The following is a 21,939-nucleotide window of genomic DNA, read 5'->3' as shown; positions in this document are numbered from 1 at the left end:
TAAATTGGTTACTCAAATGTAAACATTTTATTCTTTAACTATTTTATTCTTAATGAAGAAAATACAGACTTTATTTTTTCGGAGCAGCGCCTTTCTCAGAAGCTTTATTTGTATTTTTAGGATCACTCATGTTCACTTCTTTCACCAATTTTCCTTTCTGATAAAATTGCCAAATTCCTGCTTTTTTACCATTGACAAATTTGCCTTTAGAAGCGACCGATTTGTCTGAATCATAAAACACAGTCTCTCCATTGTATTCATTATTGATAAAGTTAGACTCTTCCAAAAGCGTCCCATCCTGCCCTATTTTTTTATATGGTCCTTCCTTTAAACCATTTTTATACGTCATCTCTTCTGCAATTTGCGCATTTGGATAATAAATAGTTCTTAGTCCATCTAGTTTTCCATTTTTATAATTCTCAACCGTCATTAAAACTTTAGAGGCTTTATGATAATATTTCCATTCTCCTTCTCTTGCTTTTCCAATCTCTTTTCCTTCACTTACTTTATTTTTACTTTGATCATAAAAAATAGTGTATGAACTTCCATCATTGGCGCTAAAATCTCTTGTAGCAACTATGTCTCCTTTTTTAGTATCATCAAAAAATTTGAAAATCCCAGTTTCTTTTCCGTGATCAAAAGTTCCTTCATAGCGAGGTCGCTTCGATTCGGTGTAAGTACCTTTCCAAAGTCCGTCTTTTTTACCATTTGCATCTACTTTATTAGATTCTTGTGAATAAGCCACAATACTTATTAAAAATAAAATCCAAAATTTTCTCATAATCTATTTTTCTATATAACAACAAAAATTGAGTTTTAGTATCACAAAAATATAACCATTTTAAGGATAACAACAGCTTTATTAACAAAAAAATCAATTTAACATTTTCAAAGATTGAAAAGCCTTTTAGAAAGACTTAAAAACCATAATTAACTAAAAACCAGAATGATAAACAAAAGTTAAACATATACTAATTTTAATAAATGTTTAATTATTTTAAATTCTAATTAAACAAAAATAAATAACTTAGTAGTGACAAACACAAAAAAACTATATTATGAAAACAATCAAATTTAAATTAATTGCTTTATTAGCATTAATTGCTTTCGTCAGTATTTCATGTAACAACGATGATGATGATAATGGTCCACAACAACCACAAACGATTGTGGCGATCGCGAAAACAAATCCTAATCTTAGCTCACTAGTTGCAGCTTTGGAAAAAGCAGATTTAGCAACCACATTGAACTCTTCTGGTACATTTACGGTTTTTGCACCAACAAATACAGCGTTTACCGCTTTTTTACAAGCAAATGGATATGCTAATCTTAATGCTGTTCCTGTCCTTGCTTTAAAAGAAATTTTACTGAATCATGTTTTAAGCACAAAAGTAAAATCCTCTGAAATAGCTACTGGATATGTAAAAACTTTAGCTAAAGGAAGTGCTTCAACTTCAAACACCATCAGTATGTATTTGGAAAAAGGCACAGGAGTTGATATTAACGGAGGAAAAACAAATGGAGGTGCGGTGGTAACAACTGCAGATATTGAAGCTTCTAATGGTGTTATTCATATCGTAGATGGCGTTATCGGATTACCAACAATTGTAAACCATGCAGTGGCTAATAAAAATTTTACCACATTGGTTTCTGCTTTGACATATAATGCTTCATCTGGTTTTGCTGCAACATTATCTGGAACTGCAAATTCTCCTTTTACCGTTTTTGCTCCTACAAATGCTGCTTTTGCAAGCTTCTTAACCGAAACTGGTTTTTCAGGTCTTTCTGCTATTCCCGCTAACGTTTTAGAAACTACTTTAAAATATCATGTCGTTACTGGTGCAAATGTGCAATCGACTTCTTTAGCAAACGGACAAGTAGTTAATACTTTTGCGAGTCAAAGTTTCACAATTGGCCTTACTGGAGGTGCAAAAATTACGGACGCCAATAATAGAGTTAGTAATATTATTGCAACAGATGTTCAATGTTCAAACGGTATAATCCATGTTATTGACAAAGTTTTATTACCCAAATTTTAGATAAAACTAATTGTAAATAAAAAACCGTCTCGTTAAAAAACGAGACGGTTTTTTTGTTTTATAGATATAGAATTATTTCTTTTTCTTATTCTGAGCTTTTGCGGCTTCCTGCTGTTCCATTACCTCTTGAAGACGCTGTTGGAACTTACTTGGTTTCTTAGGCTCTCTTTGTTTGTTTTCTTGAATCTGAGCGTGAATTTTATCGCTGTCTACAATATAATTCTTGATTACAAACATAATCCCAATTGTAATTAAGTTTGAAATAAAGTTATACAAACTCAATCCTGCACCATAACTATTGAAGAAAATTAACATCATTAATGGCGAAACGTAAATCATGATTTTCATCATTTTTGCCATATCCGGCATACCTTCTTGCTGAGGAGCTGCCATCTGCTGATCTCCAGAAGTCATTTTCATATAGAAGAAAATTGCAATTGCAGCCAAGATTGGAAACAAACTGATGTGATCTCCATACAATGGAATATTAAACGGTAATTTTACAACAGAGTCAAAAGATGATAAATCGTCTGCCCAAAGGAAACTTTTCTGTCTTAATTCAAACGCAGCAGGGAAAAACTGGAACGATGCATACATAAATGGCAACTGAATCAATGCTGGGATACATCCTGCCATTGGGTTTAATCCTGCTTTATTGTACAGTTTCATTGTTTCCTGTTGTTTCTTCATTGGGTCTTTTTTGAATTTCTCTCCCAACTCAGCAATATCAGGTCTTAAAACTTTCATTTTAGCCTGAGACAAGAATGATTTATAGGTAATTGGCGACATAGCCAATTTAATGATAATTGTAAAAATAATGATGGCAATACCTAGCGATAATCCAACTGTAGAGCTTAAAAATCCGAACAATGGAATAAAGATTAATTTGTTAATCCATCCAAAAATTCCCCATCCTAAAGGAATGATTTTATCGAAATTTTTATCGTAAGCTTTTAGTGTTTTGTAATCCACAGGGCCCATGTACAAATTCATTTTGTAATCGATCTCTCCGTTTGAAAACGCTAAAGGTAAATTTGCTTTAAACTGTTTGGTAAAAACGGTATCGATTTTTTCATCCTTAACCAAATCATCAGATTGCAACCTTGAAGTTTCAAAAGGCTTTTCTGTAGATAAAATAGTAGCAAAGAAATGCTGTTTAAAAGCTACATAACTTAGTTTTTCAGGAGTTTCTTCTTTTCCTTGTCCATGATTATTTACATAACTGTATTTTGCATCTCCATATTTATAATTAACTTCAGCAAAACGGTTTTCATAAGAAACACTTTTTTCGTTTCTATAGGTTTTTAAGTCCCATTGCAAATCAACTGGTTTAGCAGAATTTAAAACTCTGTTCAAACCTTGAGAACGAATATCAAAACCAACTAAATAATCGTTTGGCTTCAAAACATATTTGTATTCTAAAAATTCATTAGCTCCAGCTTTCAAACGCATAGATAAAACTTGGTCTGCACCAATTTTTTCCAATGTTGGTTCGAAATACAGATCTTTAGAATTTAATGTTCTATTATCTGTAGTAAGAAGCTGTAAATTTAAATTAGAGTTGTTGTTTTTAATTAACTCAACTAATTGACCAGAACCTTTCTTAAATCTTTCGAATTCTTTTAAAGTAGCTTCAACAATATAACCACCTTTATTAGCAATCTTTAATTTTAATTTTTCATTTTCGATTGTAGTAAAAGCTTCTTTTGCAGAAGGAAGTGTTGCAGAATAAGCAAATCCTCCTAAAGTTTTTTGTAATTGAGCCAATTGAACTGTATCTCCAGGAGTTACAGCTGCAGCTGGTAATGACGCAGTTTTAGATTTATCTGCTTTTGATTGTGCTTCTTGTTTAGCAACTAATTCTTTCTTGGCTTTTTCAGCAGCGATTTCTTTTTCAGAAGGCTGATTTTGGTACATAATCCAAATCAAAATTCCGAAGATCAATACAAAACCAATGATCGAATTGAGGTCTAATTTTTTTTCTTCCATTATAATTTAAAAAAGTTATTCGTTGAAGTCTATTAGTACTGAGTTTATCTCAAAAGTTACAAACTTCTCAAAATATTAATTACTGTTTTTTATGCGCATTTACTGCAGCAGCCACAAAGTTTACAAAGATTGGGTGCGGATTTGCAACTGTACTTTTGTATTCTGGGTGGTATTGTACACCAATGAAGAACGGGTGGTTTTCAAGCTCTACGATTTCTACTAAACCTGTATCAGGATTAACTCCAGAAGCTTTTAAACCTGCTTTTTGTAATTCATCAGCATATTTATTGTTGTACTCATAACGGTGGCGGTGACGCTCCGAAATAGTTTTTTCTCCGTAAATTCTATGTGCTAAAGTATTTGGTTTAATATCACATTTCCAAGCACCTAAACGCATTGTCCCTCCTTTATCGGTTACATTTTTTTGCTCTTCCATTAAACTCACAACTGGATGAGACGTTTTATCATTCATCTCTGTAGAGTTCGCTTCTTTGTAACCTAAAATATTTCTGGAATATTCGATAACAGACATCTGCATTCCTAAACAAATTCCGAAGAAAGGAATATTGTTTTCACGAACGTAACGAACTGCTTCGATTTTTCCTTCAATACCTCTTTCACCAAAACCTGGAGCAACTAAAACACCATCTAAAGAACCTAATTTCTCTTCCACATTATCTGCATTAATATGCTCTGAGTGAATAGAAATCACATTTACTTTAGTCTCATTTGCAGCTCCCGCATGAATGAACGCCTCTAAAATAGATTTGTAACAATCCTGCATTTCTACATATTTACCAACTAAACCAATGTTTACAGTTTGTTTTGGATTTTTTAATCTTTTTAAGAAAGTATTCCAGTTTTTAAGATCTGGAGATGCTTTTTTAGGTAAATCCAATTTCTTTAAAGCTACAACATCTAATCCTTCTTCAAGCATTAAATTTGGAACTTCATATATAGTAGAAGCATCAATTGACTGAATAACTGCTTCTTTCTTAACATTACAGAATAAAGCTAATTTCTGGCGCAATTCCTGAGATAATTCATGCTCAGTTCTACACACTAAAATATCTGCTTTAATACCGCTCTCCATTAAAGTTTTAACAGAGTGCTGAGTTGGTTTTGTTTTCAACTCACCTGCTGCAGCCAAATACGGAACTAATGTTAAATGAATTACGATTCCGTTATTTTCACCTAATTCCCAAACTAATTGACGAACAGATTCTATATAAGGTAGAGATTCGATATCCCCAACTGTTCCACCAATTTCAGTAATTACAATATCATAATCGCCAGATTTACCCAGCAATTGCATTCTGTCTTTGATTTCGTTTGTGATATGAGGAACAACCTGAACTGTTTTTCCTAAAAATTCTCCTCTTCTTTCTTTTTCAATAACCGAAAGATAAACTCTTCCCGTAGTAACGTTATTAGCCTGAGAAGTAGGAACGTTCAAGAAACGCTCGTAGTGTCCTAAATCTAAGTCTGTTTCAGCTCCATCATCTGTCACATAACATTCTCCGTGCTCATACGGGTTTAGTGTCCCCGGATCTACGTTAATATATGGATCAAATTTCTGAATAGTCGTGCGGTATCCTCTTCCTTGTAACAATTTTGCCAAAGATGCCGCGATAATTCCTTTTCCTAATGAAGAGGTCACACCTCCTGTAACAAAAATATATTTTGTTTGATTCATTCTGTTGTTGTTTGTAAGTAGTTGTGTAAAAAACTTGGCAAAAGTACAAATTTAATTAGACAATTTGAACATTAGACTTCTTAGATTTTTAGAATTTTAGATTGCAAGATTTTTAGCTTTTTCAAATCAAAAGAAAACCTTTCAATATATTATTCTTTATCCAGCTTTTATGATTTTTTCAAATATTATAACCAACTTTTTATCTAATTATTTAAAAATATATCAATTAGAAAAAGTCCATTACAATGGTTTCGGATATTGCTTCTTTATATTTCGAATCAATTCTTCCAATCCGTTCAATTTCAACTCATAAATCAATTGCAATTGCTGCCCTAATTCTCCTTTTGGAAATCCTTTATTATGATACCAAACTACATAATACTCAGGCAAATCAATTAAATATTTTCCCTCGTATTTTCCGAAAGGCATTTTAGTGTGCGCTAATTTTATAAGCTGTTTTTTGTCTTGATCCATTTTTTTAAGAAGAAAGAAGCAAAAGGAAAGACTTATTCGCTTTTCCTCTTACTCCAACTGCATGCAAAACTACCATTTATTTTTTCTTTTGCCACTCCCGATAGCTATCGGGATAAAAGATTCTTACAGATTAAAATCTTAGAATTTTAGAACCTCAGTATCTCAGCAACTTAGAAACTTAAAAAAAAGAAGCAAGAAAAAAGAACTTGTTTTCGCTCCCTCTTCCTGCTTCAAAAATATTATTAAAGACTTATTACTAGTTTCTAAAAACACTAAAAAACTTAGAATCTTAGCATCTCAGAACCTTAGCGTCTTAGTAGTGCCATCTCACGAAAGCCTCCATTGCTGCATAAGTCGCCAGACCTAATTGGTGGTACAATTCGGCCGTTTCGCGGTTTCTGTCTTCTGCTCTTTGCCAGAACTCCCTTGCATCTGTCCCTTGAAAAACAACTCCATCTTTTTGAGATTGGTGTTTGAAGATTCCGTGACGTTTTTCCAGAACCTGATCTGGACTCATTGGAACAGCCATTTCAACTTCATCAATTCCCCATTCTTGCCAAGCTCCACGGTATAACCACAACCAACAGTCGTTCATGAACTCTTTTGGTTTTAAAACTTTTACCGCTTCAAAAATCGCATCCAAACAAACTTTGTGAGTTCCGTGCGGATCTGCTAAATCTCCTGCTGCGTAAATCTGGTGTGGTTTAATTTTTTCAATCAAATCAACTGTCAACTGAACATCTTCTGGTCCGATTGGTTTTTTCTCGATTGTACCTGTTTCATAGAAAGGCAATTCCATAAAGTGAATCTGGCTGTCTGGCAAACCAACAAAATGACTTGTTGCTCTCGCCTCTCCTTTTCTGATTAAACCTTTAATGTAACGAACCTCTGGAATGTCAATTTCACTATTCTTTTTATTCTCTAAGAAAGCTTCTGCCTTTTTATAAATATTATCAGCTTCTTCGCTTTTGATTCCAAATTTCTCGTTATAGTCAATCACAAATCTTGCAAAACGAAGCGCTTCATCATCAGCAACAGCAATGTTTCCAGAAGTTTGATAAGCAACGTGCACCTCATGCCCTTGCTCTTGCAAACGCATGAAAGTTCCTCCCATACTAATAATATCATCATCTGGGTGCGGACTGAAAATCAACACACGTTTTTTAGCCGGTTCTGCTCTTTCTGGACGATTTGAGTCGTCTGCATTTGGTTTTCCACCTGGCCAACCTGTGATTGTGTTTTGTAATTTATTAAATATCTTAATGTTAGTATCATAAGCTGGACCTGAATCCGCCAATAAATCGCTCATACCGTTTTCGATATAATCTGCATCCGTAAGCATTAAAATTGGTTTTTTAAGATCTAATGCCAATCCTAAAACTGCTTTACGAGTTAATTTATCTGTCCAAACGATTTTTTCAACCAACCAAGGTTTGTTAATTCTTGTCAGTTTAGAAGAAGCTTCTTTATCTAAAACAAAAATAGCATTGTTATGTTCTTGCAAGAACGAAGCAGGAACTCGGTTTGTAACTTCATCTTCAACAGATTTTTTCACAATGTTTGCTTTTCCTTCTCCCCAAGCTAATAAGATTACTCTTTTTGCTTCCATGATTTTTTTAACCCCAAGCGTAATTGCAGTTCTTGGCGTATTATTTAAACCAAAGAAATCTTTACTTGCAGCAACTCTCGTAATATGATCTAAAGCTACTAAACGTGTTTTAGAGTTTTGAAGCGAACCAGACTCATTAAATCCGATGTGTCCGTTTCCTCCAATTCCAAGAATCTGAAGATCAATTCCGCCTAGAGCTTCAATTTTAGCTTCATATTCGTGGCAGTAATCTGCAATTTGTTCTTTTGTTAAAAGTCCGTCTGGAACGTGAGCGTTCTCAGGTAAAATATCGACATGATCAAACAAAAGCTCTTTCATGAAACGAACATAACTATTAATTGAATTTGGTTCCATTGGATAATATTCATCCAAGTTAAAACTAATTACGTTTTTGAAACTCAAACCTTCTTCTTTATGAAGACGAACTAGTTCAGCATATAATCCTTTTGGAGAAGAGCCAGTTGCCAATCCTAAAATACAAGGTTTCCCTTCATTTTGTTTTTCTCTGATTAAAGACGCTATTTCCTGCGCTACTTCTTTTGAAGCATCAGTTGAGTTTTCAAAAACAACTGTATTAATGTTTTCGAATCGTTTTTCGAAACCTGTTGCTTTGTCGATTTTACTTTTTAACATGATATATTAATTTTTATTTTTTATTCAACTATTCCATTTCCTGTATTTATGCCCTTTTACAGCATAAAACAGAATCATTGCATAAGAAGGCAGCAGCATTAAGTAAGCCAATTGATTTCCGCTTTTTGAGACACCTTGCATATTTTTTGCAATATTTGCAGCATTGATACTTTCTGTGATCATTCCGTAAAAAAGTGGAAAAACCGCTCCACCAATAATCCCCATAATCAAAATAGCACTTCCAATCTTTGTATAACCTCCTAAATCTTGCAAAGCCATTGGCCATATTGCTGGCCAGCACAATGCATTTGCTAATCCTAAAAGCGCTACTAAAAGTATTACCAATGGTATATTTGGAGTTCCAGGAAATGCAATCATTATCTTTGGCGAAATCAAAACAATTGCTACAACTAACACCAAACCAAGCAATCCAGACACTTTTAAAGCAGTGACTTGTGAAACATATTTAGGAATCAAAACTATACCAAGAATATAACCGATCACCATTGCCGACATGGTAAATGAGGTTAGTTTGAGATAAAAATTTCCTTCTTCACCATAAACTCCCAACTGTTTCCCGAAAGCTCCGATAGAATCTCCCGCCAAAACTTCGGCAGATAAATACAGCATTAAAGTAATCACTCCTAAAACTAGCTGCGGGTGCTGAAAAGCATTTTTAATCTGTTTAAAAACATTCAATTCTGACACATTCCCATCCTCGTCCAAATCAATTTCTGGCAGAGGAGAAAATTTTACCATTATAGCTAAAACAGTAATAATCAACCCCATATAAAGATACGGTGTTTGCAATTGCAAAGCAAGAGAATTTAACGCGCTTGTTTTAGAAGCCTCATCCATTAAGGCAATTTTATCTGCGGTAAAGTCCTGCATATTAGATAAAACCAAAACAGTAAGCACGATCGGCGCTACAAATCCAGCCAGTTTATTTGCAATTCCTAAAACACTGATTCTTGCCGCTGCACTTTCTCTTGGTCCAATAACAACAACGTAAGGATTTGATGCTGTCTGTAAAACTGCCAAACCAGTTCCCATTATAAATAACGCTAATAAAAACAAGAGAAAGGTACGGCTTGAAGCCGCTGGATAAAACATTAAAGCTCCGGCGGCGATAATCAATAATCCTAAAGAAATTCCGTTTTTATACCCCACTTTTTCAATGATATACGAAGAGGGAACAGCCATAACAAAATAGGCAATGTAAAATGCGAAAGTCACAAAATAAGCTTGAGATGAAGTTAATTCACAAGCTAATTCAAAAAACGGAATTAATGGTCCGTTAAGCCAGGTTACGAATCCTAGAATAAAAAACAATAAGGTTAAAATCACCATCGGAACAATGGTGCTTTTTTTCTCTAGCTGTAATGTACTTTGAATGTTTGTCATAATTTTGGTTGATTAGTTTATAGATTTATTTAATTCAAAATCTAAATTAGAATCAACTCTCACATTATTGATTGCGTAATTTATGCAAATATCTGCATTTTTTTTGCAAAACAAAAGTACATCATTAAATTTCCTTATTCTCTAATTTAGATATGAAAGTTTTGTTAATTTTTATTATTCCAATTTAAATCAGGATAATATTTTGCCAAATATGTTTTTACATCGGCAATATCTTCTTTTGCAGTCAGGTCTGGAACGTGCTCAGAAAACGGAATTCCGACCGTAGTATTCGGATTTTCTTTAACGGAGTTCAAAAGTACCGTTGGCAACTCCTTTTCATCGCGCTCTGGATTTACCGGGCAATTTTTAAGATGCATATATAAGGTATCACCATTAAACTTAAAAGCATTCATACTCACACGTATTTTTCCTTCTGCATCTTTATATTGATTCAAATCTTCTTCTGTAGGTTTTTCTAAAATGTCCAAAAGCTGATTATTTGCATCTAATTTAGCAATTGCAAAACGAGAAATGCGTTCCAGTGGAAAATCCATTGCATCGCGATCATAACTAATAAACGCATTCGGACTCTCAGTTTCCCTTAAAGCACGAAGCGCTTCAGCCGAATACAAATTATCACTATTGCAAACTGAATAAAACTGTAAATTTAATTCTGGATATTGTTCTACTGCCTGAAACAGAGCATCTGCTGTCCCGAAAGGCTTAACTCTTCCCTCCGGAATATATTGAATCGCAAATGAAATATTCAGACCGTGAAAATCATTATCCTTCATTTTACTTCCGTAAAACTCCTTAAATAACTCCCCTTGTTCACCTATTATAATATAGATATTTTTATAGCCCGCTTTTTTGGCATTCCATAAAAGATAATCCAAAAGAGGCCTTCCGCTTGCGCCAACACCTATCAAACCTTTACTCCTTTCGTTAGCCTGAGCAATTTCTTCTGGAGAAAGATCATTAGTGATAGCTTCTTTTTTCATACGAGAAGAAGCTCCACCGGCTAAAATTACTAAACTGTCGTGCATTTTATTTTAAATTTCAATATTATCAATAATTCGTACTCCGGGATCAACATTTACCGCATAAGCTTCTTGCGCGCCTGCGTCTAAAATCGCCTTAACAACCACATCTTCATTCTTAGGATCTGCAATCACAACGATGCTTCCGCCACCGCCAGAACCCACAATTTTCGCTCCATACGCACCTGCTTTCAAGGCCGCGTTAATCATTGCATCTATTCTTGGAACTGTTATTTTCAGCAAATCGCGCAAAACTTCATGATGACTATTCATTAATGCACCAATTTTTTTAAGATCTAAAACTGGTTTTTCAAATTCCTTTAAAGCTTCTTTGGTGTACTGATAATTCTTGACAGCAGCTTCAAAAAAAGGAATCATACGATCTAGAAGACAATTTCTATACTTATCCAAATCAGCTGTTTCAGAAGCATTTAAATCGAATTGCGGATAGTTTTGCTTCACAATATCAATTGCCATTAAAGCATTTCCTTTTAATTCGCCAAGCAGTCCGATAGTTTCTTTTGGAACACCTGAAACGCCAGTAATCAAACCCTTCAGTTCTGTCCCAATTACATTAAAAGAGAATGGTTTTTTAGTATTGATATACACGATATTTCCAACGCCTATGCTAAAATGATCCATCATTCCGCCAGGCTCTCCATGCTCTAAAACTTCAGATTCGTAACCTAATTTTGAAAGGAATTCGGGCGTAACTTCATGATCAACTCCAAAAGCTTCTATCAAAAAACGAATCCAAGCCATTAATAAGGCTGATGAACTCGATGTTCCCGAATTAATTGGAATATCTCCAGTAATTGTAATTGTATAGCCTGATGTCGGTTTACAGCCATATCTGCGCAAAACCCGGAGCGAGGATGCAAAATAATCTCTTGGTTCTAATTTTTCGAAAGTCTCGTGTATATTGATGATTCGAATTTCATTAATATCAACCATATTCAGAACAAAGGTTTTGCTCTGATTTTCTTTTGCTATTAATTTAATGCTTCGATCTATTGCACAGGCTATAACAGGCAGCCCTAAATAATCCTGATGATCTCCAAAGAGACAGGTTCGGCCGGGAGCTAATGAGGTAATTTTTTTCACGTAAACACATTGTGTTAAAATATTGCAATTCAATAAATTACAACATTATTAGGTTATCTTTTTATTTTAGTTTTTCGGTTTTGATTTCACGAAACTAGATATTATATTTTTATAAAACAAGAAAAAATAGAAAAATGTGCTCGAACACACTAATTTTATGTTCTCGAGCACATTTATTAATTCTTACAAAAAAAATCTGTTTATTAAATCAAAGTTTTTATATTTGCTGATATGGATAAAAAGTACACAATTAAGGATATAGCACAAATGGCCGGAGTTTCTAAAGGGACTGTAGACCGTGTTCTGCACAACAGAGGAAAAGTCTCTCCTGCTGCACTCGAAAAAATCAATGAAGTTCTAAATGTTATTGATTACGAACCCAACTTAATTGCACGAAATCTAAAAAGCACCAAAGTGTACCGTATTTGTGTTCTCCTTCCAGATCCTGTATTTGACCCTTATTGGCTTCCGTGTGTTAACGGAATTCAGGAAGCTATAACAGAATACAAAGCTTACAATGTGGTTATTGAAACTCATTATTTTAATCCAGAAAGCACAAAATCTTTCTTAAAAGCGCATGAAGCCATAGTAGCCCAATCACCAGATGCTGTTTTATTAGCACCGCTTTTCCATAAAGAAACTGTAGAAATCATAAAGCAATATGATGAACTGGGAATAATGGTAAACACTTTCAACAACCAGGTTGAATCTTCTTCGATAAAAAGTTTTGTGGGACAGGATTTATACAAAAGCGGCCGCGTAGCTGCAAGTTTAATGAATTTGATTCTTCCTAAAGGCCAGATTGCTATTATCCATATTGACGAAAGCCTTAAAAATGCCATTCACATGCAGGAGAAAGAACGCGGTTTTAGAAGTTATTTTGAGGAAAAAGAGCTTTCAGATTTCTCTGTGACGACATTAAAACTGAAATATTCGAATATAGAAACCAAACTCCCGGCTTTCCTTAACGAAAATCCAGATTTAAGCGGAATTTTCATTACAACTTCCAAGGCTTACCAAATCGCTTCTACCCTGTTTAATTTAACAGACAAAAAAATCGCTTTGATTGGTTATGATTTAATAGACAAGAATGTCAGCTACTTAAATCAAGGACTTGTTCATTTTTTAATTCATCAAAATCAAAAGCGACAAGCTTATTTAGGTGTCAGCACTTTAGTAGAGCACTTTTTATTTAGAAAAGACATTCCAGAAACCATTCTGCTTCCTATTGATATTATTAATGTCGAAAATGCTACTTTTTATGTTAGCTAGGAACTTGCCGCAAAGGCGCTAAGACTCGAAGTTTTTTTAAAATTTTATAAATTCACAGAACTACAAAGTTTAAAAATAATAAACTCCGTTCAGATTTAGCTGGAGCAATTCAGAGTGCTTTTTCTTTAAAAAAACTTTGCGCTTTTGCGTCTTTGTGGCAAATTATTTCATTAAAACAAACTTTCCAAAAGACGAAGCAATATGAAAATTGGGTTCTGCCGTATTTGGGTTTACCCAAGAAATCCAGGTAGGCTCATAATTTCCATTTTCATCTTTAGAAAATTTAGCCCTGTAAACCCCCGTTTCAATAGTATTGTTATGAATTAAGTCAAATTTTTCTAAAGACGCAATACTGATTAAACCTGCAACTGTAAAAGAAACCTCATCTGCTGAAGATTCAAGTTTTATATGATTTTCTGGCCATTTCCAATCGTAATCAAAAACCTTGTTTGGACGAGCGATAAAATCAAGCAATCTAGTTGAAGGATCTATTTCCAGACAATAATAAGGATCGAGTTGATCATTACTTCTAAAAAACAGCTCTACTCGATCTGAATTGCAAATACTGTCTACACTATTATCTTTCTGATCAGTATAGACATTCCGATCAAAAACCCTAAAATTAAAATAGAAATTCTCCTGATCCCAAAGTGCGCGGAATTCAATTTTTAAAACCGGATCTCTATTCCATGGCGATGAAAAATCGGTAAGACAATTCGCTTTTTCCCAAAAAGACGAATCTAAAATTCCGATCTCATTTTTCTGTTTTTTATTGATGAAAATTACCTGATATTCTTTCAAAGCTTGATTCTAAATTTTTGTTAATTTTTAATTTCGAAAAAAGTCAAAATGACCATAAATTCCTTTTTGAAATTTATTCTTTTTCCCCACGACCAATATAGTTCAAAAATTGTTTGCAAAAACAATCTGAATTCATAATAAAAACTAAAATTTTCCTCATTTAATCCATAAGAAAAAACGGTTTAATTTTTACGTTTTTACATTTGTTGTTGCGAAATTCATAAGTTTTTAATAATTCCTTATTTATAATTCAAAAAACAACGCATTTCGCATACTCTTCATTTTTCAAATTATTTTAAAAATATCACATCAATTTAAGTCAAAAAAAACGATTCGCACAATTTTATGTGCTCGAGAACATAAATTTTGTGTGTTCGAGCACATTTTTTGTGTTTTTTCTTGTTTTATAAAAATATAATCTCTAGTTTCGTCAGAGATTAATCTTAAAACTAAGTTAATTATGCAAAAATTAGGGTGATTTTTAACCTTTAAAAAAGAAGAAAATAGAACTAAACAAGCCGTGTTTAGCGCAAAAGCAAAACCTCTTATTTGCATAGAAAAGAATGTAATCAACACATAACTAAAAAAAACAAAATGAATTCCACGATCGAAAAAGAAATCTAAAACCTACAAACAAGGAAAAAACAATTAAACATTAACCAAAACCAATTTAAAGTATGAAATTATTAACCCAAAAAAAGCCAAGAGATTTTCGGATTAACAATTTATCCCGCAAAGAAATTAGACTGACCGTTCTTTCGCTATTAGTTTTTACACTTCAGGCTTCGGCAACATCTTCAATAAACACTTTAGACAAAAACTATAAAGCTATATTTTTTGAAAAAACAGTAAAAGGAACAGTTACAGATCAAAATGGCCTGCCTCTTCCAGGTGCCAACGTAGTAGTAAAAGGTAGTACCAAAGGAGTTCAGACTGATGTTGACGGAAGTTTTGCTATTACAGTTCCTGACAATGCTACAAAACTTGTAATTACTTACATTGGTATGGAAGATCAGGAAGTAAGCATAGGAAGCGCTCCTCTAAAAATTGTCATGAAAGAAGCTGGACAAAAATTAGAAGAAGTTGTTATTGGATACGGAAAATCTAAGAAAAAAGACCTTACTGGTTCTGTAAGTTCGCTTAGTAAAGACAATTTAAACTTAGGCGGAACGGTTGCAAACGTAGGACAAGCGCTTCAAGGACGTGCTTCTGGAGTACAGGTTCAGCAAAACAGTTATGCACCAGGAACAAATCCTCAAGTTGTAATTAGAGGTGGAAACTCCATTAATACTTCTAACGCTCCTCTTTATGTAGTAGACGGATTCATTACTAGTACAGGAGGTTCTATTAGTCCAAACGACATTGAAAACATTCAGATTCTTAAAGATGCCGCTTCTACAGCAATTTATGGTGCTCGTGGAGGAAATGGGGTAATTTTGATTACTACTAAAAAAGGGAAAGCTGGAAAAATGAATGTTGAGGCTGAGATTTCTGATGGTTTTCAAAACATCATAAAAGAGCCTTCTTTAATGACTGGACAACAATATGCCGATTATCAGAATGCTCTTAATGCTGAAAACGGAAGACCTCCGCTTTTCCCTTCTAGCTTTCCTGTTGCCAATACGAACTGGTTTGACGCTGCAACTCGTACTGGTGAAGTCCTTAACAGAACGCTTACTTTTAGCGGAAGCGACCAAACTTCAAAATTCTTTCTTTCTGGAAACTATTTAAAACAAACTGGAGCTATCGTAAACACTAATTTTGAAAGATATAGTGTGAGAATGGGTTCAGAAAAGAAATTCAACGATAAGCTAAACATGGGAATGAATGCTTATGGCGCTGTCGCTGAAGGGAATAATAGTGATTTTGGCGATAATATCTTATCTCCAATGTTCTCTATTCAAACTGCTCCACCAACTATTCCAATTTACAATGCAGATGGTTCGTATTATAAATTTCAAGGAAAGGATAATGCTTTAGCACTTTTACTTGAGCCTACAGATCACACAATCAACAGATTGGTAAACGGAAACATGTTTTTAGATTATCAAATCATTAAAGGCTTAACGTATCACTTTGGTGCTGGTGCAGAATGGCAGGAAAATATTCAAGGAAAATATACTCCAAGTACTTTAGTAGCTGGAGCAGCTTTGAAAGGTTCTGGTTCTGAAGAAAACAAAACCTATTTCAGATGGAGTACGGAGCAATATTTGACTTATAAATTTGATATCAAAGAAGTACATTCCATAACAGCAATGATTGGTACTTCCAATCAAAAAGACACATTTGAGAGAGTAAGAGCAGCTGGTACAGGTTTCTCAAGCGATTTATTGACTTATTACAATCTGCAAGGAGCTTCAGTGTATTTAAAACCTGAAACAGAAAAAACAGAAACGAAATTGACTTCTTATTTTGGAAGGTTAAATTATGCGTTCAATGATAAATACTTAGCCACTTTTACGATTAGAAAAGACGGTTCTTCTCGTTTTGGACCAAATAACCGATTTGGTATTTTCCCTTCTGGAGCTGTTGCTTGGAAAATCTCTAACGAATCTTTTATGCAAAACGTAAAAGCAATTTCAGAACTTAAATTGAGAGCGAGTTATGGTATTACAGGTAGTGATGGAATTGGAGATTATGCTTACATGAGCCGATTGTCTTCTTGGGGTGTAACTATTGCTCCAGATCAATTTGTAGCGGGAACTGAGCCTGCCAATTTAGCTAACCCAAATCTGAAATGGGAACAAACTGCTCAAACAGACATTGGTTTAGATTTAGGCTTATTTAATGATAAAATTTCTGTTACATTCGATTATTACAAAAAAAGAACTAGCGATGCCCTTTTAAATGTTCCTGTTGGAGGATGGTGGGGATTTGATACTCAAAGAATTAATGCAGGAGTTATTGATAACCATGGTGTCGAGTTAGGAATAAGCACTACAAACTTTAGAAATGATAAATTTACTTGGACAACTTCATTAAATGTTGCATACAATAAACAAGAAGTAGTATCTCTAGCTGACAATGTAAAAATTATCAGTACAAATACTTCGAATCCAAGTGGAACGGTTTCTGGTCAAGAATTTACAAGATTGGAGCCAGGAAAAGAAATGGGAGTTTTATTTGGCTATAAATATGCAGGAGTTATCAAAACTGGAGAAACTTATGCTCCACAGCCGTTATCTGTTGCTGGAGATCCAAAATATGTAGACGTTGATGGTGATGGTCAAATTACAGCAAAAGACAGAACGTATCTAGGAAACTCTATTCCGCATTATGTAGCTGGTTTTAATAACGATTTCAAATATAGAAACTTTGACATGAATATCTTTTTTCAAGGTGCTTTCGACTATTCAGTTTACAATATGACTAAAATGGTTGGTGAGTCTTCTACAAGCACAGATGCACTAAACCGTTGGGTTGCTGGAAAAAATGAAAACACAGATATTCCGAGAGATGGTTATTACAAAAGTACTTACGGAAGTTATGTGAATTCTAAATTTGTTGAAGAAGCCTCTTACTTGCGTCTGAAAAATGTTTCTATCGGATATACAATTCCAGAAAGTGCTTTAAAAACAGTGAAATTTATTGATAGTATCAGATTGTATGCGATCGGACAAAATTTATTGACGATTACAAACTATTCTGGAAATGATCCTGAGGTTAATGGACACTTTACTCCCGACAATGCCACAAAACAAAATTTAGGTGGAGGAATCGATTTTAACTCGTTCCCAGCTTCAAGAACTTTTATACTTGGAATTAAAGTAGCAATTCACTAGTCTAAAATGCTTTTTAGTAACATTAAATTGATTCAAATGAAAAAATATACAATCTTATTACTTTTACTTACCGCTGGGACACAATTTTCGTGCAACCAAGATTTGGATCCTACGGTATATAGCAGTTTGACTAATACCAATGGGTATCAGACAAAATCGGATGCTATTGCGGCTATCAATTCCATTTATGGAAGGCTGAAAGGCCCTTCTGTAGGCGATAACTTCTCGTATTGGGCTACAAGACACTTTGCTTTGACAGATATTGCGACAGACTTAGGGCATTGCCAATTTGGAGGAGATCCAGGACAATTATCGTTGGGAACTTGGAATTCTGCAAACGGTCTTTTAAAAGAAGACTGGAACGCCATGTATAAATTAATTGCCAATGCCAACAATGCTATCTTCAACATTACACCAATGGGCGGTATTACAGCTGCTGAAAAAGCTCAATTTATTGCAGAAGCAAAATTCTTAAGATGTTCTGCTTATATGGATTTGACAGATTCTTGGGGACCAGTAATTTTAATTACAGAAGCTAATCTAGGAAACCCTGGATATTTGGATCAGACTCCGCCATCTTCTGTAGAAGAAATTGATGCTTTCATGATTAAAGAATTGACTGAAGCTGCCGATGTTCTTCCTCTTAATTACAAAAACAATGAAATTTATGGCACCAATGATGTAGGCCGTGCTACAAAAGGTGCAGCTCTTACACTATTGGCAAAATTGTACTTAAGAAGCCACGACTGGCAAAAAGTAGCAACTCTTACCAAACAAGTAATGGATTTAAACGAATACCAACTTTATCCTTCTTACTTAGGTTTGTTTAAAGAAAGTAACAAATGGTGTAGCGAAAACATCTTCTCTTCTTTGAGTGATGCTAATACAAACGGAACGGAATTATTAAACCACTTTGGTCCAGTTGATCATCCTGTTGTTCAGAACAGATGGCAGTATTATACGGTAAACTGGGATTTCTACAACACTTTTGGCGATGAAGACGAAAGAAAACAATGTTTCTTCCCAGAATTTATGGGTACAGATGGTCTTCTTCATAAACAAGCGCCTTCGTTGGGAGCTCAGCCGCCAGCAGGAGAGTTATACATGCAAGACGTTTCTACAAAAAAATATGCTGATGACGAAACGACTACTTATTATGATGGTCATAGTGTAAATATTCTTCGTTATGCGGATGTTTTATTGAGCAGAGCTGAAGCATTAAACGAAATTAGTGGGCCAACTCAGGAAGCAATAGATCTTATTAACCAAGTAAAAGGAAGATCGCATGCTAAACTTCTAGTTTTATCAGATCATACTCAGACTAGTTTGAGAGATGCTATTTTACAAGAAAGAGGCTGGGAACTTTTCTACGAAGGAAAACGTCGTTCCGACTTAATCAGAATGAACAAATATGATGTTTTGGTAAATGCATACCACCTAAGAGTTGGAGAAGCAGCTTTAATTAAAATGCCACAAAACAAGTATTATACATATCCGCAAAGTCAGGTCGACCTTAATCCGAACTTAAGCAACGCTGATAGACAATAGAATATCCAATCAAGAATAGACAGTTAAATGTCTGTCTATTCTTGATTTTTTATAACAATAAAAGTATTTTTCTGTTTCACAAAAGAAGCTTTTCAGATGATCAAAAAATTAATACAAAAAGGAAGTTTTATTTTAGTCTTACTTGCATTGGCAAGTTGTTCTAATAACCAAATTATCTCCAATATCAATATTGGCACTCATGGCAACAACGAATTGAAAATTCAGATCGATGTTACTACGAATGATCAGGCACAGGTATATGCAGAATATTGGTCGGACAAAAAAGGAACTCAAAGTAAAATCACCTCTCCTATTTCAAATTCAGGTCTTAAACATTCGCTGGTACTTTGCAACATAACTCCTGAAACCAGTTATAGTTTTCAATTAATTACAGTTCAAGACGGCATTAAACAAACCAGTAAAGTTTATACTTTCAAATCTAGAAAACTTCCAGAATGGCTTCAGAAACAATTTAAAGCCAATTGTCCGAAACCAGAATTATTGCCAGAAAATTTCAAAAAAGGCTTTATGCTTTTAGCAAAAAGAGAAACTCCTGGAACGGCTTATATTGTTGATTATAAAGGAAATTTAAGATGGTACCATACCCTTGAAGGAACTGGATTTAAAGTAGTTCATTATACTAAAGAACAAACCATACTTTCAATTTTAGGAACAAATGACGAACCAACAAGTTATGGAAGCGAAATTCTTGAAATTAATCTTCAAGGCGATACTTTAACTCACATCAAAAAAGGTGAAGGTGATTTAAAACAAGTCATTCACCATGAAATCATAAAAAAATCGGCTAACGAAATTGTCACCATAACAGTAGATCAAAAAATAATGGATCTAACTTCTATTGGAGGTAAAAAACAAGACACAATCAACGGAGACGGAATCTTAATTTTAGATAAAAAAGGAAAACAGCTTTGGAAATGGAGCGTTTTTGATGACTTAGATCCATTTAAAGATAAAGATTTACTAAAAACCAAAAAGGACTGGACACATGCCAATAGTTTGAGTTATGATACCGATGGAAATTTTCTGATCTCTTTCTATAACAACGGCCAGATTTGGAAAATCAATTCTAAAACTGGAAAAGTAATCTGGAAATTAGGAAAAGGGGGAACAATGAAAATGCCTCCAGATACCAATTTCTCTCAGGCGCACGCAGCTCATATCGATCAAGACGGAAGTTTACTATTTTTTGATAATGGCGTAGATATAAAACAATCTTCTGTTTTTGCCTTAAAAGTTGACGAAAAAAACAATGCTGTAAAACTTGATTTCCATATCCAATTGCCAAAAGATATTTACAACGACAGAATGGGAAGCGCTTATAGGATCAGTAAAGACCTCTTTTTGGTTTGTTGTTCAAAAAGACATATTACCGTTTTAACCAATAAAAAAGGCGTTTTACTATGGGCTTTAGAATCTGAAATTCCGCCATATAGAACAATCTTTATTCCTGAAGAAAAACTGAAACCTTTTCTTCTAAATTAAAAAATAGTAACCATGAAAAAAACAATTCTTATCGGGCTTTTTTCAGCATTATCGATTGCTGTTTTCAATTCCTGTACCAAATCAAATTCTCAAACTTTGGCTGCAAAAGCAACCGAAGAAGATGATGAAGGTTATATTACAATTGATACTTCTAAAATTCCAGACGATCAATTTGGAGAATCGGTTCGTTATGGAAGAGAATTAATGATGAAAACAGCTTATTATATTGGTCCCAACGGAATAAATGGAAAATATTTAGGCAATAAAATGAACTGCACCAATTGTCATCAAGATGCTGGTACAAAGCCTCATGCATTCAATTTAATGTCTTCACATGATAATTATCCACAATATCGCGGGCGCGAAAACAAGGTGCTTACACTAGCAGAAAGAGTTAATAACTGCATTATGCGCCCGCATTCTGGAAAACCGCTTCCGCTAGACAGTAAAGAAATGGTGGCGTTTTTATCTTATTTTAAATGGATTAGCAAATTTGTTCCGAAAGATGGTAATTTTAAAGGAGCTAAAAATTTAGAAATTGAATTTCCAGATGTTGCCGCAAGCCCAGAAAGAGGAAAAGTTTTATTTGCTGAAAACTGCGCAAGATGTCACGGAAATAATGGCGAGGGAGTTTACAATGCCGACAAATCGGGTTACACCTATCCTCCACTTTGGGGACAATACGGTTATCAGCCAGGTTCTAGCATGCACCGTGTGATCAAACAGGCGCAATGGCTAAAAAGCAATATGCCTTATGATAAAGTACTGCTTGGAAAACCATATCTTACAGACAAACAAGCGCTTGATATTGCAGCTTATGTAAATGATGATAAAATTCATGCCAGACCAAATCCTAAAACATTTGATTATCCGGATAAAATGGGCAAACCTATCGATTACGCACACAGCCCGTTTAACGATAATTTCTCTGAAGAACAGCATAAATACGGGCCTTACAAACCGATTATTGCTTACTGGAAAAAACAAGGATGGAAAGCTGTTTACTAAATTCAAAATATACTATTTAACCTGATTATACAATACA

The 21,939-nt window shown here is 34.3% G+C and carries 15 protein-coding genes; 6 read left to right on the top strand and 9 right to left on the bottom strand.

From position 1 onward, the window contains the following. Window positions 1-70: 70 nt before the first annotated feature. Window positions 71-781 (bottom strand): toxin-antitoxin system YwqK family antitoxin, encoded by a 711-nt coding sequence (locus M0M44_RS13415; RefSeq protein WP_248726101.1) that lies wholly within the window; start codon window positions 779-781, stop codon window positions 71-73. Between the two features lie 277 nt (window positions 782-1,058). On the opposite strand from M0M44_RS13415, the gene M0M44_RS13410 reads away from it, so the two are divergent. Further along, window positions 1,059-2,039 carry a fasciclin domain-containing protein gene (locus tag M0M44_RS13410; protein ID WP_248726100.1) on the top strand — a complete coding sequence of 327 codons (981 nt, stop codon included), beginning with the start codon at window positions 1,059-1,061 and terminating at the stop codon, window positions 2,037-2,039. A gap of 72 nt (window positions 2,040-2,111) precedes the next feature. On the opposite strand, the gene yidC is transcribed toward M0M44_RS13410, so the two are convergent. From yidC to M0M44_RS13375, 7 genes are all read right to left on the bottom strand, one after another. Further along, window positions 2,112-4,028: a membrane protein insertase YidC gene (gene yidC, locus M0M44_RS13405; RefSeq protein WP_248726099.1), complete on the bottom strand. Its 1,917-nt coding sequence runs from the start codon at window positions 4,026-4,028 to the stop codon at window positions 2,112-2,114. Window positions 4,029-4,107: 79 nt separating this feature from the next. Beyond that, window positions 4,108-5,724: a CTP synthase gene (locus M0M44_RS13400; RefSeq protein WP_248726098.1), complete on the bottom strand. Its 1,617-nt coding sequence runs from the start codon at window positions 5,722-5,724 to the stop codon at window positions 4,108-4,110. Window positions 5,725-5,964: 240 nt separating this feature from the next. Beyond that, window positions 5,965-6,198 carry a DUF3820 family protein gene (locus M0M44_RS13395; RefSeq protein WP_248726097.1) on the bottom strand — a complete coding sequence of 78 codons (234 nt, stop codon included), beginning with the start codon at window positions 6,196-6,198 and terminating at the stop codon, window positions 5,965-5,967. A gap of 313 nt (window positions 6,199-6,511) precedes the next feature. Then, a complete protein-coding gene (nagB, locus tag M0M44_RS13390) occupies window positions 6,512-8,440 on the bottom strand; it encodes a glucosamine-6-phosphate deaminase (protein WP_248726096.1) in 1,929 nt (642 codons plus the stop codon). A gap of 24 nt (window positions 8,441-8,464) precedes the next feature. Next, entirely contained in the window at window positions 8,465-9,844 is a 1,380-nt protein-coding gene (locus M0M44_RS13385) for a sugar MFS transporter (RefSeq protein ID WP_248726095.1), read from the bottom strand. A 164-nt stretch (window positions 9,845-10,008) separates the two neighbouring features. Continuing rightward, entirely contained in the window at window positions 10,009-10,890 is an 882-nt protein-coding gene (locus M0M44_RS13380) for a sugar phosphate nucleotidyltransferase (RefSeq protein WP_248726094.1), read from the bottom strand. A gap of 6 nt (window positions 10,891-10,896) precedes the next feature. After that, window positions 10,897-11,988 (bottom strand): mevalonate kinase family protein, encoded by a 1,092-nt coding sequence (locus tag M0M44_RS13375; RefSeq protein ID WP_248726093.1) that lies wholly within the window; start codon window positions 11,986-11,988, stop codon window positions 10,897-10,899. Between the two features lie 231 nt (window positions 11,989-12,219). Between M0M44_RS13375 and M0M44_RS13370 the strand changes: the two genes are divergently transcribed. Further along, window positions 12,220-13,260, top strand: coding sequence for a LacI family DNA-binding transcriptional regulator (locus M0M44_RS13370; RefSeq protein ID WP_248726092.1), 1,041 nt, complete (start codon window positions 12,220-12,222; stop codon window positions 13,258-13,260). Window positions 13,261-13,422: 162 nt separating this feature from the next. Here M0M44_RS13370 and M0M44_RS13365 read toward each other — a convergent pair whose 3' ends face one another. After that, a complete protein-coding gene (locus M0M44_RS13365; protein ID WP_248726091.1) occupies window positions 13,423-14,061 on the bottom strand; it encodes a carbohydrate-binding family 9-like protein in 639 nt (212 codons plus the stop codon). A gap of 677 nt (window positions 14,062-14,738) precedes the next feature. On the opposite strand from M0M44_RS13365, the gene M0M44_RS13360 reads away from it, so the two are divergent. The 4 genes from M0M44_RS13360 (at window position 14,739) to M0M44_RS13345 (ending at window position 21,902) form a co-directional block, all read left to right on the top strand. Then, window positions 14,739-17,843 (top strand): SusC/RagA family TonB-linked outer membrane protein, encoded by a 3,105-nt coding sequence (locus M0M44_RS13360; RefSeq protein ID WP_248726090.1) that lies wholly within the window; start codon window positions 14,739-14,741, stop codon window positions 17,841-17,843. Window positions 17,844-17,879: 36 nt separating this feature from the next. Beyond that, complete coding sequence (locus M0M44_RS13355) at window positions 17,880-19,391, top strand: RagB/SusD family nutrient uptake outer membrane protein (protein ID WP_248726089.1); 1,512 nt, start codon at window positions 17,880-17,882, stop codon at window positions 19,389-19,391. A 96-nt stretch (window positions 19,392-19,487) separates the two neighbouring features. After that, a complete protein-coding gene (locus M0M44_RS13350; RefSeq protein ID WP_248726088.1) occupies window positions 19,488-20,894 on the top strand; it encodes an aryl-sulfate sulfotransferase in 1,407 nt (468 codons plus the stop codon). 12 nt (window positions 20,895-20,906) lie between these two features. After that, a complete protein-coding gene (locus M0M44_RS13345) occupies window positions 20,907-21,902 on the top strand; it encodes a c-type cytochrome (protein ID WP_248726087.1) in 996 nt (331 codons plus the stop codon). Window positions 21,903-21,939: the final 37 nt, after the last annotated feature.

Origin of the sequence: Flavobacterium humidisoli (genome assembly GCF_023272795.1) — a bacterium.
GTDB classification, from domain to species: Bacteria; Bacteroidota; Bacteroidia; order Flavobacteriales; family Flavobacteriaceae; genus Flavobacterium; species Flavobacterium humidisoli.
Note: the sequence above shows the minus strand (reverse complement) of the source record. Positions and strands in the feature narration are given on the sequence as shown.